The sequence below is a fragment of the Mycoplana sp. ABR4_002 genome (assembly GCF_056159645.1).
Genome location: NZ_JBSWVO010000001.1, coordinates 1393043 through 1410692, shown reverse-complemented (window position 1 = coordinate 1410692; position 17650 = coordinate 1393043). Strand labels below are relative to the sequence as shown.

The 17650-nt window shown below is 67.3% G+C and carries 14 protein-coding genes; 8 read left to right on the top strand and 6 right to left on the bottom strand.

Annotated features, from left to right (window positions below; all coding sequences use genetic code 11):
- The first annotated feature begins 84 nt into the window (after nucleotides 1-84).
- Both ACXAGF_RS06730 and ACXAGF_RS06725 read left to right on the top strand, forming a co-directional pair.
- Complete coding sequence (locus ACXAGF_RS06730) at nucleotides 85-1371, top strand: class I SAM-dependent methyltransferase (protein WP_475015484.1); 1287 nt, start codon at nucleotides 85-87, stop codon at nucleotides 1369-1371.
- Nucleotides 1372-1631: 260 nt separating this feature from the next.
- Nucleotides 1632-3134, top strand: coding sequence for a replicative DNA helicase (locus tag ACXAGF_RS06725; RefSeq protein ID WP_475015483.1), 1503 nt, complete (start codon nucleotides 1632-1634; stop codon nucleotides 3132-3134).
- Between the two features lie 12 nt (nucleotides 3135-3146).
- On the opposite strand, the gene ACXAGF_RS06720 is transcribed toward ACXAGF_RS06725, so the two are convergent.
- Nucleotides 3147-3752 carry a hypothetical protein gene (locus tag ACXAGF_RS06720; protein ID WP_475015482.1) on the bottom strand — a complete coding sequence of 202 codons (606 nt, stop codon included), beginning with the start codon at nucleotides 3750-3752 and terminating at the stop codon, nucleotides 3147-3149.
- A 157-nt stretch (nucleotides 3753-3909) separates the two neighbouring features.
- Here ACXAGF_RS06720 and alr point away from each other — a divergent pair, with 157 nt between their 5' ends.
- Nucleotides 3910-5076 (top strand): alanine racemase, encoded by a 1167-nt coding sequence (gene alr, locus ACXAGF_RS06715; protein ID WP_475015481.1) that lies wholly within the window; start codon nucleotides 3910-3912, stop codon nucleotides 5074-5076.
- 67 nt (nucleotides 5077-5143) lie between these two features.
- On the opposite strand, the gene ACXAGF_RS06710 is transcribed toward alr, so the two are convergent.
- Nucleotides 5144-5776, bottom strand: coding sequence for a LysE family translocator (locus ACXAGF_RS06710; protein ID WP_475015480.1), 633 nt, complete (start codon nucleotides 5774-5776; stop codon nucleotides 5144-5146).
- A gap of 221 nt (nucleotides 5777-5997) precedes the next feature.
- On the opposite strand from ACXAGF_RS06710, the gene radA reads away from it, so the two are divergent.
- The 4 genes from radA (at nucleotide 5998) to ACXAGF_RS06690 (ending at nucleotide 10717) form a co-directional block, all read left to right on the top strand.
- Nucleotides 5998-7401: a DNA repair protein RadA gene (gene radA / locus ACXAGF_RS06705; protein ID WP_475015479.1), complete on the top strand. Its 1404-nt coding sequence runs from the start codon at nucleotides 5998-6000 to the stop codon at nucleotides 7399-7401.
- A gap of 146 nt (nucleotides 7402-7547) precedes the next feature.
- Complete coding sequence (locus ACXAGF_RS06700; protein WP_475015477.1) at nucleotides 7548-8165, top strand: CvpA family protein; 618 nt, start codon at nucleotides 7548-7550, stop codon at nucleotides 8163-8165.
- 221 nt (nucleotides 8166-8386) lie between these two features.
- On the top strand, nucleotides 8387-9883 hold the full coding sequence (gene purF / locus ACXAGF_RS06695) for an amidophosphoribosyltransferase (protein WP_475015476.1): 1497 nt from the start codon (nucleotides 8387-8389) through the stop codon (nucleotides 9881-9883).
- A 93-nt stretch (nucleotides 9884-9976) separates the two neighbouring features.
- Nucleotides 9977-10717, top strand: coding sequence for an SDR family NAD(P)-dependent oxidoreductase (locus ACXAGF_RS06690; RefSeq protein WP_475015474.1), 741 nt, complete (start codon nucleotides 9977-9979; stop codon nucleotides 10715-10717).
- A gap of 86 nt (nucleotides 10718-10803) precedes the next feature.
- On the opposite strand, the gene pssA is transcribed toward ACXAGF_RS06690, so the two are convergent.
- Entirely contained in the window at nucleotides 10804-11658 is an 855-nt protein-coding gene (gene pssA / locus ACXAGF_RS06685; protein ID WP_475015472.1) for a CDP-diacylglycerol--serine O-phosphatidyltransferase, read from the bottom strand.
- 58 nt (nucleotides 11659-11716) lie between these two features.
- Nucleotides 11717-12475, bottom strand: coding sequence for a phosphatidylserine decarboxylase (locus tag ACXAGF_RS06680; protein ID WP_475015471.1), 759 nt, complete (start codon nucleotides 12473-12475; stop codon nucleotides 11717-11719).
- Nucleotides 12476-12657: 182 nt separating this feature from the next.
- On the opposite strand from ACXAGF_RS06680, the gene ACXAGF_RS06675 reads away from it, so the two are divergent.
- On the top strand, nucleotides 12658-13350 hold the full coding sequence (locus tag ACXAGF_RS06675; protein WP_475015469.1) for an extensin family protein: 693 nt from the start codon (nucleotides 12658-12660) through the stop codon (nucleotides 13348-13350).
- A 54-nt stretch (nucleotides 13351-13404) separates the two neighbouring features.
- On the opposite strand, the gene ACXAGF_RS06670 is transcribed toward ACXAGF_RS06675, so the two are convergent.
- Together ACXAGF_RS06670 and ACXAGF_RS06665 are read right to left on the bottom strand one after the other, a co-directional pair.
- Nucleotides 13405-15297: an ABCB family ABC transporter ATP-binding protein/permease gene (locus ACXAGF_RS06670; RefSeq protein ID WP_475015467.1), complete on the bottom strand. Its 1893-nt coding sequence runs from the start codon at nucleotides 15295-15297 to the stop codon at nucleotides 13405-13407.
- A 141-nt stretch (nucleotides 15298-15438) separates the two neighbouring features.
- Complete coding sequence (locus ACXAGF_RS06665) at nucleotides 15439-17580, bottom strand: LysM peptidoglycan-binding domain-containing protein (RefSeq protein WP_475015465.1); 2142 nt, start codon at nucleotides 17578-17580, stop codon at nucleotides 15439-15441.
- Between the last annotated feature and the right edge of the window lie 70 nt (nucleotides 17581-17650).

Here is a 17650-nt window from a genome sequence, read left to right as displayed (position 1 = left end):
ATCAGACTGGATTGGCGGTCGGGCCGCTCCCAGGCCGGTTTCCGACCAGACCCGCTCCGCCGCAGCCTGCGATGGAGTATGCGGATGAAAATCATTCTCGAGTCGATGATTTCCCGTCTGGTTCGGCGCGGCAACCTGACGTTTACCTACCCCGACGGCAAGACGCGCAGCTTCGGCGACGGCAGCGGAAAGCCGGTGCACATCCGCCTCAACAGCGCCCGGGCGCAGTGGGGACTGGTGCTCGACCCCTCCTTCTACCTCGGCCACCATTACGGCAGCGGCGACATCGATCTCCTCGAAGGAGACATGTACGACCTGCTCGAGACCGTCTTCACCGGAAACCCCGAATTCCAGTACTACGAAAGCGGCTGGAACCGCTTTCTCGAGCGGACCCGCTACCTCCTGCGCTGGCTGCGCGAGCACAACGGCATCCGCCGGTCGCGCAACAACGTCCAGCACCATTACGACCTCACCGGCGCGCTCTACGACCTGTTCCTCGACGAGGACAAGCAGTATTCCTGCGCCTATTTCGAAACGCCCGAGCAGAGTCTCGACGAGGCGCAACTGGCAAAGAAGCGGCACATCGCCGCCAAGCTGACGATCGGACGCCCGGGGCTGTCGGTCCTGGACATCGGCAGCGGCTGGGGCGGGATGGCGCTCTACCTGGCGCGCAACCTCGGCGCCCGGGTGACCGGCTTGACGCTGTCGAACGAGCAGTTCGCCGTCTCGCGCCAGCGCGCTCAGGACGCCGGCCTCGGTGGCGAGGTGCGCTTCCTGCTCGAGGACTACCGCAAGGCGCCGGACACCTACGACCGCATCGTTTCGGTCGGCATGTTCGAGCATGTCGGCCGGCCGAACTACCTCACCTTCTTCCGCAAGGCCGCCGCGCTGCTGAAGCGGGACGGGGTGATGCTGCTGCACACGATCGGCCGCACCGACGGGCCGACGAGCAACAACCCGTTCATCGAAAAGTACATCTTCCCCGGGGGCTACATCCCGGCCTTGTCGGAGGTGATGAAGGCGGTGGAGAAGTCCGGGCTGGCCGTCACCGACATCGAGATCCTGCGGCTGCACTACGCCGAGACGCTGCGGCACTGGCGCCAGCGCTTCTTGGCACGGCGCGACGAGGCCAAGGCGCTCTACGACGAACGCTTCTGCCGGATCTGGGAATTCTACCTTGCCGCCTCGGAGAGCGCGTTCCGCTGGCAGAACCTCGTCGTTTTCCAGCTACAGATGGCGCACGACCAGACCGCCGTTCCGCTCACCCGCGACTATATCGGCCATGGCGAGGGCTGCCTGAAGGCGCGCGAGGGCGACGGCAAGGGGCGGGCCGCCGGTGCGCGGAAGTTCCCCCAGGAAGCCCGGCTCTAGCACGCCGTTGCCGCCGAGGTCCGCAAATCCAGCGCCCGGGCGTCAAGGCTCCGGGTCCAACTGCCCGCCGAAATGCACTGATTTTCCGTCACTGTGGGATTTGTGCACGGGCGCTGCTGTGGATAGGTCGAACAGCGTGACCAACGGCGGCCGCCGCCATGCCATCATGCGGCAGGGAGCAGACAGTCCTTGACCCGTGCGGCCCCCGGTTGCAAGCAGGATGCTTCACGACAGATGGGATTCGGGGAGATTCGGGCCACATGAACGACGCCGTGCGAAAACTTGCCAGCCCTGGCCGCGACGACCCCGGCGCGCATCATCGCGAAGCGCCGGGCAACATCGAAGCGGAGCAGGCCCTGCTGGGCGCGATCCTGGTCAACAACGACGCCTACTATCGCGTCTCGGACTTCCTCAAGCCGATCCACTTCCAGGAACCGCTGCACCGCAAGATCTTCGAGCTTGCCGGCGACACGATCCGGATGGGCAAGATCGCCACGACGATCACGCTGAAGACCCATCTGCCATCGGACGGCCGCGTCGGCGACCTGACCATCCCGCAATACCTCGCCCGGCTTGCGGCCGAGGCCGTCACCATCATCAACGCCGAGGACTACGGCCGGGCGATCTACGACCTGGCGCTGCGGCGCTCGCTGATCACCATCGGCGAGGACATGGTCAACATTGCCTATGACGCGCCGCTCGACATGCCGCCGCAAAGCCAGATCGAGGACGCCGAACGCCGGCTGTTCGAGCTGGCCGAGACCGGCCGCTACGACGGCGGCTTCCAGTCGTTCAACGACGCGGTCGCCCAGGCGATCGACATGGCCGGCGCCGCCTTCGAGCGCGACGGCTCGCTGTCGGGCATCTCCACCGGCATTCACTCGCTCGACGCCCGCATGGGCGGGTTGCAGCGCTCGGACCTGATCGTCCTCGCCGGCCGTCCCGGCATGGGCAAGACGTCGCTCGCCACCAACATCGCCTATAACATCGCCGCCGCCTACGAGCAGGAAGTGCAGGCGGACGGATCGTTCAAGGCCAAGAACGGCGGCGTCGTCGGCTTCTACTCGCTGGAAATGTCGTCCGAGCAGCTCGCCACCCGTATCATCTCGGAGCAGACCGAAGTCTCCTCCTCGAAGATCCGCCGCGGCGACATCTCGGAGGCCGATTTCGAAAAGCTCGTCGCCTGCTCGCAGATGATGCAGAAGGTGCCGCTTTTCATCGACCAGACCGGCGGCATCTCGATCGCACAGCTCTCCGCCCGCGCGCGTCGCCTGAAGCGCCAGCGCGGACTCGACTGCCTCGTGGTGGACTATATCCAGCTGATGACCGGCTCGGGCAAGTCGAGTGACAACCGCGTGCAGGAGATCACCCAGATCACCACCGGCCTGAAGGCGCTCGGCAAGGAGCTGAACGTGCCGATCATCGCGCTTTCGCAGCTCTCGCGTCAGGTGGAGAGCCGCGAAGACAAGCGCCCGCAGCTTTCCGACCTTCGCGAATCGGGCTCGATCGAGCAGGACGCCGACGTCGTGCTGTTCGTGTTCCGCGAGGAATACTACGTCAAGAACCTTGAGCCCCGCGACGAGTTCGATCCGAAATACGACGAGTGGAAGCAGAAGTTCGAGAGCGTCAAGGGCACGGCCGACGTGATCATCGCCAAGCAGCGTCACGGACCGACCGGTACGGTGAAGCTCGCCTTCCAGTCCGAATTCACCCGCTTCGCCGACCTCGCCGACCCGTCCTTCTCGCAGTACGAGGAGCACTGAGGCCCCGGCCGGTCAGTCCTGCAGGACACCGACCTTGCACCGGGCGGCCACCAGCGCCAGCGCCTTGCGGGCGCGGACGGCCTGAACGTCGGTCGTCATCGCGATGTCGAGCCGGTCGCTGCAGGTGCTGGCCGGGTCCTTCACGTCGGCCTCGAGCGACAGCCGCGTGGTGCAGCGCAGGCCCTTGCCTTCGAGGACCAGCTGCCGGGCGGCCGGATCACCGGGCTTGAGCGGGTGGCGGCCGGCGATGAGATCGTCGACCGAACGGTAGGCGACGGCGCTCGTGATCCTGTAGAAGTCGGTCAAGGTCAGCGACAGCGCCGCCCAGGATCCGGGAAACTGTAGCGCCGCGGTGGTGCGAACGCGGCATTCGTTGCGGGCCAACTCCAGCCGGGTCAGCAGCCGTGGCGCCGCGGCGTCGTCAAGAATGGCCCGGTACACGTCGGCGCCGTGATCTCGCCCCGCACGCGTGCCGTCGAGGTCGAGCCCAAGCAGGGTCGCATAGGCGTCGCGCAGCTCGAGCGGCGTGGTGGCGGCCTCCTGTGCCCGCGACGGCGGCGCCGCCGCCGCCCCGGCCAGCCCGAGCGCCAGGAGCCCGGCAATCAACAGTCTGCTCATTCTCGTCAGATCGATCCTTCTTCGTGGCCATGCACGTTAGGGCGAAGCCGTGCTCCGGAAAAGCGTCGCGCCGAGGTTATCAGCGCACATTTTTGCGCAAGGGCGACATGCGCGCATTGCTGTTGCTGCCCGCCGCCGGAGCGAGTATTTCAAGGACATGACGAAGCCCCCCCTCCCTTCCATGTATCCGACGGATCCGATTGGCGAAGCGCACGCCCGGCTGACCATCGACCTACAGGCGCTCTCCGACAACTGGCACTTCATGGCCAGGCGATCGGGCGCGGCGCGCACGGCCGCGGTCCTCAAGGCCAATGCCTACGGCACCGGGCTCGGGCCGGCGGCACAGACCTTCTACCGGGCGGGCGCGCGCGACTTCTTCGTGGCAAGCCCGGCCGAGGGCGCGTTCCTGCGCCCGATCGTGCCGGACGGCAGGATCTTCGTGCTTTCGGGCATGTGGCCCGGTTCCGAGCGGCTGTTCTTCGAGCACGATCTCGTGCCGGTGATCACCTCGCTCGGCCAGCTTGCCGTCTTCATGGCAGCGATCTCGGAGCGCGGCGACCATCCTTGCGCGCTGCAGGTGGATACCGGCATGAACCGGCTGGGGCTGTCGGTCTCAGAAGCGATCGCCCTTGCCGGCGATCCGGCCCGTCCGGCAAGCTTCTCGCCGGTGCTGATCATGAGCCACCTCGCCTGCGGCGACGAGCCGATGCACCCGATGAACCGCATGCAACTCGACCGCTTCCGCGCTGCCGCGCGGGCGTTCGAGGGCGTGGAGGCGAGCCTTGCCAACTCGGCCGGCGTATTCCTCGGCGAGGACTTCCACTTCGATCTCACCCGCCCCGGCATCTCCCTCTACGGCGGCGCAGCGGTCAATGGCGAACCGAACCCGATGAAGCCCGTGGTGAAGGCGGAGGCGCGGATCCTTCAGGTGCGCGACGTGCGGATCGGCGAAAGCGTCAGCTACGGCGCGGCCGCCGTGGTCAAGCGCGACAGCCGCATCGCGGTGGCGGCCATCGGCTATGCCGACGGCTACCTGCGCAGCCTTTCCGGCGCCGGCGTGCCGCTGCGTCAGACCGGCATTTCCGGCGCCAGCGGCATCCTGCACGGCCAACGCGTGCCGCTGATCGGCCGCGTGACCATGGACCTGACCCACTTCGACGTCACCGACCTGCCGCCCGGAAAGGTCAACGCCGGCGACTTCATCGAGTTGTTCGGGCCGAACATGCCGATCGAAGCGGTGGCCAAGGCTGGCGGCACGATCGACTACGTCCTGCTCACCAGCCTCGGCACGCGTTATCGCCGGGAGTACATCGAGGCTCGCTAGGATCCATCACCACGCCGGCGGTGCGCCGATGCCGTATCGACGGCGTCTCGGCCCGTCCGCCGTTTGGTCAGCGCTCGGCGAGCGCGAGGCGGATGCCGAAGGCGATGAACAGCGTTCCGAGCCCCCGGTCCAACCAGAGCCCGAAGCGCCGGTTTGCCCGCAGGGCGCGTGCCAGGCGGCTGGCAAGGAGGATCAGTGGCGGCTCGATGAAGGCGGCCACGACGATGATGAGCAGCCCGTGCAGCAGCAGTTGTGCCCAGGCCGGCCCCGCCCCCTCGACAACAAACTGCGGCAGGAAGGCGAGGAAGAAGATCGCAACCTTGGGATTGAGCAGCGAGACAAGGATCCCCTGCCTGAAGACCTGCGCCAGGCGCAGCTCCTGCGCATCCGCGATCCATGCCCCCTCGCCCTTCGAGCGCAGCGCCAGGATCCCGAGCCAGATCAGGTAGAGGGCGCCGATCCACTTCACCATCGAGAACGCGAGCGAGGACGCGGCCAGGATCGCCGACAGGCCGGCGGCGGCCATCAGCACGTGCCCGCAGGCGCCGCTCCAGATGCCGAACAGCGCGGCGAACCCGGCGCGCCTGCCGCCGCGGACGGTGTGTCCCAGAATGAAGGCAATGTCCGGCCCCGGCGACACATTCAGCAGCGCCGCAGCCGAGAAGAACGCGATCCAGTGCACAAGCGTGTAGTCGAACATCGCCCAAGGCTCCCCGGGGAACATCCCCGGACAAGCAATTGCCACGGCCGGGATCGACGCGGAACCGATTAATATTGATCGCGCTCTCAGGCGCGCTGATAGATCGCCGGAACATTATCGTTCTTCCCGGCGCCCTTTCCTCCCATTATGTGGCGCGCCCGCATTGATTCGCGGCCCCGAGCCACCGCCAAGGTGGCCGGCAATCTCGAGAGCATGTTCCCATGGCCAAGGTCCGTACCCAATTCGTCTGCCAGAACTGCGGCACCGTGCACGCGCGATGGGTCGGCAAATGCGACGCCTGCGGGGAGTGGAACACCGTCGTCGAGGAAGACCCGATGGGCGGGATCGGCGGCGGCCCGGGCAAGACGCCGAAAAAGGGCCGCGTCGTGGCGCTGACCAGCCTGTCCGGCGAGATCGAGGAGGCGCCGCGCATCGAAACGGGCATCGGCGAACTCGACCGCGTCACCGGCGGCGGCTTCGTGCGCGGATCGGCCGTGCTCGTCGGCGGCGATCCCGGCATCGGCAAGTCGACCGTGCTGATGCAGGCCGCCGCCGCCCTCTCCCGCCGCGGCCAGCGCATCATCTACGTCTCAGGCGAGGAGGCCGTGGCACAGATCCGGCTGCGCGCCCAGCGCCTGGGCGCGGCCGAGACCGACGTCCTGCTCGCCGCCGAGACCAACGTCGAGGACATCCTGGCGACGCTGACCGACGGCAAGCGCCCGGACCTTGCCATCATCGACTCGATCCAGACGCTGTGGAGCGACATTGTCGAATCCGCGCCCGGCACCGTGACCCAGGTGCGCACCGGCGCGCAGGCGATGATCCGCTTCGCCAAGCAGACCGGCGCCGCCGTCGTGCTCGTCGGCCACGTGACGAAGGAGGGGCAGATCGCCGGCCCGCGCGTGGTCGAGCACATGGTCGATGCCGTGCTCTATTTCGAGGGCGACCGCGGCCACCACTACCGCATCCTGCGCACGGTCAAGAACCGCTTCGGCCCGACCGACGAGATCGGCGTGTTCGAGATGTCCGACAAGGGGCTGCGCGAGGTCTCCAACCCGTCGGAACTGTTCCTCGGCGAGCGCAACGCAAAGGCACCGGGCGCGGCCGTGTTCGCCGGCATGGAAGGCACCCGGCCGGTGCTGGTCGAGGTGCAGGCGCTGGTGGCGCCGACCTCGCTCGGCACGCCGCGGCGCGCCGTCGTCGGCTGGGATTCGGCCCGGCTGTCGATGATCCTCGCCGTGCTCGAGGCCCATTGCGGCGTCCGGCTCGGCCAGCACGACGTCTACCTGAACGTGGCCGGCGGATTTCGCATTTCCGAGCCCGCGGCCGACCTGGCGGTGGCGGCGGCGCTGGTTTCGTCGCTGGCCGGCCTTGCCCTGCCGGCCGATTGCGTCTATTTCGGCGAAATCAGCCTGTCGGGCGCCGTCCGGCCGGTGTCGCACACCGCACAGCGCCTCAAGGAGGCGGAGAAGCTAGGCTTCACCCAGGCCGCGCTACCGGCCGGCTCCGCCGAACTGCCCAAGGGCAATGGCGGGCGCTGGACGGAAATCGACAGCCTGCCGGACCTGGTGGCGCGAATCGCCGGCTCGAAGGGCGCGCTGATGCGAGGCGAGGAAGACAACTGACGCGGCTGCCGCGAAATTGGCAAACCACTGTGGAAACAGTTCGTTGCCGATGAACCGTATTGGGACGCCGAGGAAGCGATCGGCTAATGTGCCGGGGCAAATCGCATCCGGGTCGAAAGACATTGCAGGTCTGGAGTAGGACAAAAATGCCCATCACACTTCTCGACGGTATCGTCATCGGCGTCGCGCTCTTCTCCGCCGTGCTGGCCATGGTGCGCGGCTTCTCACGCGAGGTCCTGTCGGTGGCAAGCTGGGTCGGCGCCGCCGCGGCCGCCTACTATCTCTATCCGGTGCTGCTGCCGTACGCGAAGGACTACACGACCAGCGACACCGTGGCGATCATCGGCTCGGCCGCGGTCGTCTTCCTGGTGGCGCTGATCGTGATCTCGTTCATCACCATGCGCATTGCCGACTTCATCATCGACAGCCGCATCGGCGCGCTCGACCGCACGCTCGGCTTCCTGTTCGGGGCCGCCCGCGGCATCCTTTTGGTCGTGGTCGCAATGCTGTTCTTCAACTGGCTGGTGGCCCCGCAGCAGCAGCCGGGCTGGGTCGGCAGCGCGAAGTCCAAGCCGCTTCTCGACAATCTCGGCACAAAGCTGATCGCACTCCTGCCGGAGGACGCTGACACGCAGATCCGCGACCGGCTGCTGGGCAAGCGCGCGCCGGCCGACGGCGCCGACATGCCGGCCGACGGGACGAGCGGCCAGGTTCCGGCCACGGGCGGGGAACCGGCCGAGGACGTGCCGCCCACGAGCGGATGATTGCGCAAGGCTGCCCCGCAGATTTGGCGAGAGCAGCGGCGGCGAAAATCTGGTAGGGTATTTGAGCTACCACTGAAGCCTCCGGACTTCGGTGGTAAAGTCGTTAAGGCATCCACATATAGGCATCGCGCGGTCCGGATCCGCGCCAGCCCACCCGGCGCAGGGCGCCGCAAAGCGAATTCGTGCAACCCAGTCAAGTCCCGATCAAAGGCTCGCAGCTCATGACCGATCCTTCCGTCTTTCCCCACCGTTCCGACAGCGATCTGGACGGCGATACGCTGCATGAAGAATGCGGCGTGTTCGGCATTCTCGGCCATCCCGACGCGGCGACGCTGACGGCGCTTGGGCTGCACGCCCTGCAACACCGCGGCCAGGAGGCCGCCGGCATCGTCTCCTTCGACGGCAAGCAGTTCCACACCGAAAAGCACATGGGTCTGGTCGGCGACCACTACACCAACCCGGTGACGCTGGCGAAGCTGCCCGGCAACATGGCGATCGGACATACCCGCTACTCCACCACCGGCGAGGTGGCGCTGCGCAACGTGCAGCCGCTGTTTGCCGAACTGGAAGTCGGCGGCATCGCCGTCGCCCATAACGGCAACTTCACCAACGGGCTGACGCTGCGCCGGCAGCTGATCGCCGGCGGCGCCATCTGCCAGTCCACCTCCGACACCGAAGTGGTTCTGCACCTGATCGCCCGCTCGCGCTACACCTCGACCACCGACCGCTTCATCGACGCGATCCGCCAGATGGAGGGCGGGTACTCCATGGTCGGCATCACCCGCACCAAGCTGATCGCCGCGCGCGACCCCACCGGCATCCGCCCGCTGGTGATGGGCGAGCTCGACGGCATGCCGATCTTCTGCTCGGAAACCTGCGCGCTCGACATCATCGGCGCGAAATACATCCGCGACGTCGAGAACGGCGAGGTCGTCATCTGCGAAATTCAGCCGGACGGCTCGATCTCGATCGAGGCACGCAAGTCGACCAACCCGCAGCCCGAGCGCCTCTGTCTGTTCGAATACGTCTATTTCGCCCGGCCCGATTCGGTGGTCGGCGGCCGCAGCGTCTATGTCGCGCGCAAGAACATGGGCAGCAACCTCGCCAAGGAGCACCCGGTGGAGGCCGACGTGGTCGTGCCGGTGCCGGACGGCGGCACGCCCGCCGCGCTCGGCTACGCCCAGGAAAGCGGCATCCCGTTCGAATACGGCATCATCCGCAACCACTATGTCGGCCGCACCTTCATCGAGCCGACGCAGCAGATCCGCGCCTTCGGCGTGAAGCTGAAGCACTCCGCCAACCGGGCGATGATCGCCGGCAAGCGCGTCGTGCTGGTCGACGACTCGATCGTGCGCGGCACGACCTCGCTGAAGATCGTGCAGATGATCCGCGACGCCGGCGCCAAGGAGGTGCACATCCGCGTCGCCAGCCCGATGATCTTCTTCCCGGACTTCTACGGAATCGACACGCCGGACAAGGACAAGCTCCTAGCCAACCAGTATGCCGACGTCGAGGCGATGGCGAAGTACATCGGCGCCGACTCGCTGCAGTTCCTCTCCATCGACGGCCTGTATCGCGCCGTCGGCGGCGAGGGCCGCAACCCGGCCCGGCCGCAGTTCACCGACCACTACTTCACCGGCGACTACCCGACACGCCTGCTCGACAAGGAAGGCGAGACGATGGGTCGCAAGGTTTCGGTGCTCGCCAGCAGCGGCTGAGCCACAGCGCCGGTTTGCATTCGCCGACAAACGCTTTAGAAGGCTGCGGAAACGCGGCCTTCTTCTTTGGCCGGCACACACGGGAAGACAATGATGGAACTCGATCTGAAGGGCCGGATCGCGCTGGTCACCGGCGCCTCGCGCGGAATTGGCTATTTCACGGCCCTCGCGCTCGCCAAGCGCGGCGCCCATGTCGTCGCCTGCGCCCGCACGGTCGGCGGGCTGGAGGAGCTGGACGACGCGATCCAGGCGGCGGGCGGCTCGGCCACGCTGGTGCCCTTCGATCTGGCCGACATGGCCGCGATCGATCGGCTCGGCGGCTCGATCTTCGAGCGCTGGGGCAAGCTCGACATCCTGGTCGCCAATGCCGGCGTGCTCGGCACGATCTCGCCGATCGGCCACGTCGAGGCCAAGGTGTTCGAGAAGGTGATGACCATCAACGTCAATGCGACCTGGCGGCTGATCCGCTCGGTCGAGCCGCTGCTGCTGAAGTCCGATGCCGGCCGCGCGCTGGTGCTGTCGTCATCGGCCGCGCACAAGTGCAAGCCGTTCTGGGGCCCCTACTCCGCCTCCAAGGCCGCCGTCGAGGCGCTCGCACGCACCTGGGCCGCCGAGACGCAGCGCACGCCGCTGCGCATCCTCTCCGTCGACCCCGGCGCGACCCGCACGGCCATGCGTGCCCAGGCCATGCCCGGCGAGAATCCCGAAACCGTGCCGCATCCTTCGTCGGTGGCCGAGGCACTGATGCCGCTGCTCGGCCGCGACATGACCGAGACCGGCAAGCTCTTCATCGTCCGCGACAACAAGCTCGTCGACTACCACCTGCCGGGCTGACGGCCCGCAGCGCCCTCGACCCGGGCGATAGGTGGCGGGCCCGGCGTGGCCCGCCTCAAAGTCCGTGACCGGTGCCCCGGGTGCCGTCAGGCCGGGTCCTCGCCCTCGCCCGGGAACTCGTTCTCCACCGCTGTATCGGCGGCCGGCCAGCGGCCGTACTTCCGATACCAGGCGCGCGCGCCGAACGGCAGCGAGGCGAGATAGAGCGCAACCGTCACCACCATGGTTTCCCAGGTGAAGCTCATCAGCGTCGCCACATAGATGACGATGAACAGCATGACCGGCAGGACGAGATCCTTGCGGATGCGCCCGCCTTCCGACTTGCCCGACCAGACCGGCACGCGGCTGACGAGCAGGAAGGCGATGAGGACGGTGTAGGCCGAGGCGATCAGGGCGAAGGGCTGGCTCGGCGCCACGCCAAGGAAGCCGACATAGACCGGCAACAGCACGAGCATGGCGCCGGCCGGCGCCGGCACGCCGACGAAATACTCCGACTGCCAGCTCGCCTTGGTCTCCCGCTCCGCCATCACGTTGAAGCGGGCCAGGCGCAACCCGGCGGCGATGGCGAAGATGAGCGCGGCAATCCAGCCGACGGAGCGGGCCTGGTCGAGCACGAAGGCGTAGAGCACCAGCGCCGGTGCGACGCCGAAATTGACGATGTCGGCCAGCGAATCCATCTGGACGCCGAACTTCGACGTCGCCTTGAGCAGCCGCGCAACGCGGCCGTCGATGCCATCGAGGAAGGCGGCGAGCAACACCATGCCGACCGCCAGTTCGTAGCGGTTCTCGAAGGCGAGGCGGATGCCGGTGAGCCCGGCGCAGATCGCCAGGATGGTGATGAGGTTGGGGACGATCACGCGGAGCGGGATCTGGCGCAGGCGTGGCCCGCGGGCCTCGTCATTGGGCCCGTTCGGTTCATAGGGGTGAAACGGCGTATTCATCTCGGCTCGCTCTGCTTGCTTGACGGCAGGCCCTGAATTCCCGTGATCCCGATCGCTGTCAACCCCGGCGCGCCAGCGTCGGCCCCTTCGCCGAGCCGAACTCGGCGATCACCGTCTCGCCGGCGACGGCCTTCTGGCCGACCGCGACGCGCGCCACGGCCCCCTCCGGCAGGAACACGTCGACGCGCGATCCGAACCGGATCAGGCCGAAGCGCTCGCCTACGTCGAGACGATCGAAGGTCGCGGTCCAGCAGAGAATGCGGCGGGCGACGAGGCCGGCGATCTGCACGACGCCGATCTCGCCATGGGCGGTGTCGATCACGAGGCCGTTGCGCTCGTTCTCCTGGCTCGCCTTGTCGAGTTCGGCATTGACAAAGCGGCCGGCGCGATAGGCGATGCGCCGCACGCTGCCGCGCATCGGCGCCCGGTTCACGTGGCAGTCGAACACGTTCATGAACACGGAGATGCGCAGCATCGGCGCCGAGCCGAGTTCCAACTCCGCCGGCGGCGTGACCGTGGCGATCGAGGAGACGCGACCGTCCGCCGGGCTGATGGCAAGGTCCGGATCCAGCGGTGTGAGGCGCTCGGGGTCGCGGAAGAAATAGGCGCACCAGGCCGTCAGCAGCAAGCCGAGCCACAGCAGTGGCTCCCAGAGCAGGCCGAGCACGATCGACACCACGAAGAAGATGGCAACGAACTTCCACCCCTCGCGGTGGATGGGAACCAGGGTGTTGCGCACCGTATCGACCAGACTCATGCCATGTTGCTCCGCGTTCTTGTTGGCACTGGAACTAGCGCGAAACGCAGGCCGGGGCAATGCGAAGCGGCGCCTTGGCCTGCTTCCGGTGCGTGTACGACCGCCGGTGTGGGCAATTGGCACCGCTCTCTTGCCGTGGAGTTCCAACCGGCAGCGCCCGCATGGCTACCGGCAACGGTTTCGCTTGGCAGATCTCGCCTTTTAATTGTATATATTAACCAATACAATCCATGGAGGTTGAAATGCCCCTCACGCGCGTCGACAACATTGCCGGACTGCCTCTCTTCTACGACCGTTTCAATGACACGTCCTACGGACAGAGCGCCGTGCCGATGCGGCCGTACATCGACGATGTCTTTCTCGATCAGTGCACCGCCTGTTTCCGCCAGATGCAGGAGGTCCTATCCCGACACGGATTCGACGTGACTCAGGTCTGGAGCGGCGGGGTCGGTCGCACCGGCAGCGGCGTCTCCTACCACCACCGGAACAGGGCCTTCGACCTCGACGCGCTTATCTTCCGGGGCGGCGGCAAATGGGTCGCCAGCACCTTCCCTGCCCGCCCCTTCCTCTATCTCGGGATCGAGGCGGTGCTGCGCCTGCACTTTGGCACCGTGCTCAACCATGACTACAACCGGGCTCACGCGGACCACCTGCACTTCGACAACGGCACCGCCCCAAGGTTCAAGCGCGATGCGCGCAGCCACACGCTCTTCATCCAGCACGCCCTGACGAAGCTGTTCAACCAGAGCGTCGGAGAAAGCGGAACCGACGGCGTCTTCGGGCCCGAGACCGAGCAGGCCCTCAACCGGGTGCGGCGCAGCCTTGGGATCGGCAGCTTCGGCGAGCGGGCAAACTGGTTTGCCTTCCTCGAAGCCACTGCAGATGCGGCATTGCGGAGCGAACGCGGCATCGTGAATGCGGACCTTGTGGCCTGAGGCATCGCATGCCCCCCGGTAGAGAGAAGCAGGGTCTCGCCGGCCCCTGTGACCTCACTCCCCGGCCGCCGGCTGGCGGATGACGATCCCGAGTTCGTCGGAATCCCGGACCTGCTTGAGATGCTCCTCGGCCTCCGTCGCCTCGCGCTGGCGGTTCCACATGGAGGCGTAGAGGCCTCCCTGCCGCAGCAGCTCGGCATGGGTGCCACGCTCGGCGATCAGGCCGCTCTGCAGCACGATGATTTCGTCGGCCGCGACCACGGTCGATAGCCGGTGGGCGATGACCAGCGTCGTGCGGTTCTTCGAGACGACGTCGAGCGCGGCCTGGATCTCCTGTTCGGTGCGCGTATCGAGGGCCGAGGTGGCCTCGTCGAGAATGAGGATCGGCGGGCTCTTGAGGATGGTGCGGGCGATGGCCACGCGCTGCTTCTCGCCCCCCGAAAGCTTCAGCCCGCGCTCGCCGACCATGGCCTTGAAGCCGTCCGGCAGGTGCTCGATGAAGCCGCTGATCTGGGCGATGTCGGCGGCGGCCCGAACCTCCTCGTCGTTCGCCTCCGGCCGACCGTAGCGAATGTTGTAGGCAATCGTGTCGTTGAACAGCACCGTGTCCTGCGGCACCATGCCGATGGCGGCGCGCAAGGACTTCTGCGTGACGTCGCGTACGTCCTGCCCGTCGATGGTGATTGCCCCCTGCTGCACGTCGTAGAAGCGGTAGAGCAGCCGCGACAACGTCGACTTGCCGGCCCCCGAGGGACCAACGACGGCGACCGTCTTGCCGGCCGGAACCTCGAAGGAGATGCCCTTCAGGATCGGACGGGCCGGATCGTAGGCGAAGTGGACGTCGCGGAAGGCGATGGCGCCGGCGCCGATCGCAAGCGGCCTGGCGCGGGGGCTGTCCTCAACCTCCGCCTCGACCTCGAGCAGGTCGAACATCTGCTCGATGTCGGTCAGACCCTGGCGGATCTCGCGATAGACGAAGCCGATGAAGTTGAGCGGGATCGCCAGCTGGATCAGCATCGCATTGACAAAGACGAAGTCGCCGATGGTCTGTTCGCCGCGCTGCACGGCCAGCGCCGACATCACCATCATGATCGCCGTGCCGACGCCGAAGATGAGCGCCTGGCCGAAGTTGAGCCAGCCGAGCGAGGTCCACACCTGGGTCGCCGAGCGCTCGTAGCGCGCCATCGACTGGTCGAAACGCCGCGCCTCCATCTCCTCGTTGCCGAAATACTTCACCGTCTCGAAGTTCAGCAGTGAATCGATCGCCTTGGTGTTGGCCTCCGTGTCGCTCTCGTTCATCGAGCGACGGATCGCAATGCGCCAGTCGCTGGCGCGCACGGTGAACCAGATGTAGAGCGCGACGGTGATGGCGGTGACAAGCAGGTAGCTGAAACCGTAGCCGACCCAGAAGATTACCGCCGTCAGCAGGAACTCGATGATGGTCGGCACGGTATTGAGAATCGTGAAGCGGACGATCGTCTCGATGCCCTTGGTGCCGCGCTCGATCACGCGCGACAGCCCGCCGGTGCGCCGCTCGAGGTGGAAGCGCAGCGACAGCCGGTGGAGGTGGACGAAGGTCTTGTTGGCGAGCTTGCGCACCGCGTACTGGCCGACGCTGGCAAACAGCGCATCGCGCAGTTGGTTCAGGCCCGCCTGCAGAATGCGGGCGAGATTATAGGCGATCACCAGCATGACCGCGCCGAGCAGGAAGGACGGCAGGATGGCGACGGCATCCAGCCGCCCGTTCAGCGCGTCGGTCGCCCATTTAAAGAAATAGGGCACAAGCAGCAGCACGACCTTGGCGACAAGCAGGAAGACCGTGGCCCAGACCACCCGCATCTTCAGGTCCGGCCGCTCCGAGGGCCACATATAGGGCCAGAGATTGACGATGGTCCCGAACGGATTGCTGCTGTCGGCCGAAACCGTCTTTTTTGCCTTGGCCGCCACGCGCGCCTCCGATCGCCGGTCTCCCGGCTCAGTCTTCACGAAAAATGCGGCGCCCGGTGAAGGACGCCGCACGGGCTGAGATAGGGGTGCGGAAGCTCCGATGCAATGCGCAGCCGCACGCCAGGCGATCGGTGCAGCCGATCAGTTGCCCTTCACGTGCTTGCGGTGAAGCTCCTGCGCCTCGGATTCCGGCATCGCCTCGTCAGGGATTCCGAAGATCTGCCCCGGCAGGATGCGGTCCGGATCGTTGATCTGGTCCTCGTTGGCGCGATAGATGGTCGTGTAGCGTACGCCCTGCCCGTAGACGCGCCGGGCGATCTGCCACAGCGTGTCGCCGCGGCGGATGATCACCGAGGTCCTGCTCTCCTTCAGCGGCGCCTGTTCGACCGACTGCGGTTGCTCGACCGCCGCCTGCGGGCCGGCCTCGGCCTCGGACGGCTGCCCGGCAGCTGTCGCCGGCTGCGGCATCGACGGTTGCGCAGCGTCGCCGACCGGCGTCCCGGTAGCGGCATCGGAGTCCGCCGGCTGGGCGCTGGCAAGGGTTGCGTCCGCGGCCGGCTTCGACAGCGCCGGCGCGGGCGCCGCCCCCAGCACGGCGAGCGCGGTCGCATAGCCCTCCCTCTCAGCCTCGAGCGGAACCCGGGCCAGCGCTTCGCCCGCGGACTTCGACCAGACCTTCAGCCGGTCGATGATGGCGAGACGGTCGGCATCGATTCCGGTCGGCGCCGAATAGGCTGAAATCTTGCCGAGAACCTCTTCCAGGGCCCGGCGCGCGGCCGCAGTCTCGTCCGCCCCGGCATCGCGGCCCTCGGCGAACAGTTCCCTGAACTTCGCGCTCAGATCGGCCGACTCTGCCTCGAGCGCGCCGATGTCGATGTTCGGGCCCTGGGCGATGCCCTCCGGCTTGGCGCTGCCGCTCGTCGCCGGGGTCAGCGCCTCCTTCACGGACGACTCGATGGCCGCAATCGACTTGCCGATGGCGGCCGCATCGGTCGGCAGCGCCTTCAACTTGGCCAGCGTATCGGCGGCGACGGCCGAGGTCCGCGCGGCGATCTCCTCGCCGGGGCCGCCGGGCGGGGCCTTGTAGTCGACGAGCGACTGCAGTGCGATCTCGGTTGCCGAGCGGGCCGCCGCCAACTGTTCCGCCGACGGCAGCCGGCCGTCGGCATAAAGACCGCTCAACAGCGCCACCGCCTTGTTGGCCTCGTCACGCAGCTTGTCGAAGGCGCCCTGGTCGATCAGGCCGAGTTCCGGCGCGCCGCTGCCCGCGGCCGGGTCGTCCTGGGCGACCACCGCCACCTGCTCGCCTTCGGGACGGTCGAAGGGGACGGAGGCGCGCAGTTCGACCTTGGCCCCGTCCGCGCTCATCACGTCAGCGCGGATGGTATGGCGACCGACCGGAAGCGACATCTGGCCGTCGACCACGTAGCGCCCCTGCGGGTCGGACGTGATCTCGCCGAGCAGCTTGTCGTTGGCATAGATGCGCACCAGCGCCTCGGGCCTGGTGACTCCGGCCACGAACATCCGGTCGCCTTCGAGTTCGACGGCCGAGATGCGCACGTTCGGTGAAGCGGCCGGCGCGGCCGCCTCCGCAGCGGCGTCGGCCGTCTCCGTCTGGGCCGGGACCGCAGCGTCGCCCAGCGCGGTACCGGCAGGCTCGACGCCGGTCTTCACCGTGCCTTCGGGCCCCTCGAGCACCGTGATCAGGCGGCTCGCCGAACCCGGCTTGGTGACCATCGCCAGCAGCTCGCCGCCGCGATCCTTGGGGATCGACACCGTTGCGACCTCCTCGGACGTCTTCGCCGCGCCGTCGCCTTCGATCCGCAGCGTCAGTTCGTGGTTGCCGGAGGCGAGCGGCCTGTCGAAAACCGCGGCAAAGTCGCCGGACGGGCCGACATTGGTGGTGGCGACCACGTCGCCGTCGTTGAGGATGTGCAGCGTCTTGTTCGGCTCGGCATGGCCGGCGATCACCGTGGAGCCGTCGGGCTCGACGCGCAGAAGATCGAAGGTCGGAGGCTGCCAGGCGGTCGCGTCATCGGCACCGTCCGCTCCCGGCGCCGGCTGTCCGGCCACGCCGCCCTCGGTCGAGGTTCCGGCGGCCGGCTGTTTCTCCGCCGTCGCCGGCGCGGGGGCCGGTTTTGTCTCCGTTGCCGGCTGCTCGGCGACTTGCTGCGCGCCCTCGGGAGCCTCGCCCTCGTCGATGTTCGGGAGGACGACAAACACCATCAGCGCGGTGGCTGCCGCCAGCACGCCCAGTGCAACCAGGCTGGTCTTATGCTTCATCTTCTCGTGTCTCCACGCGGCGCGCCGCTATTCCCCTTGGAATTGCTAACGATTTCCAAGGGGTTCGACA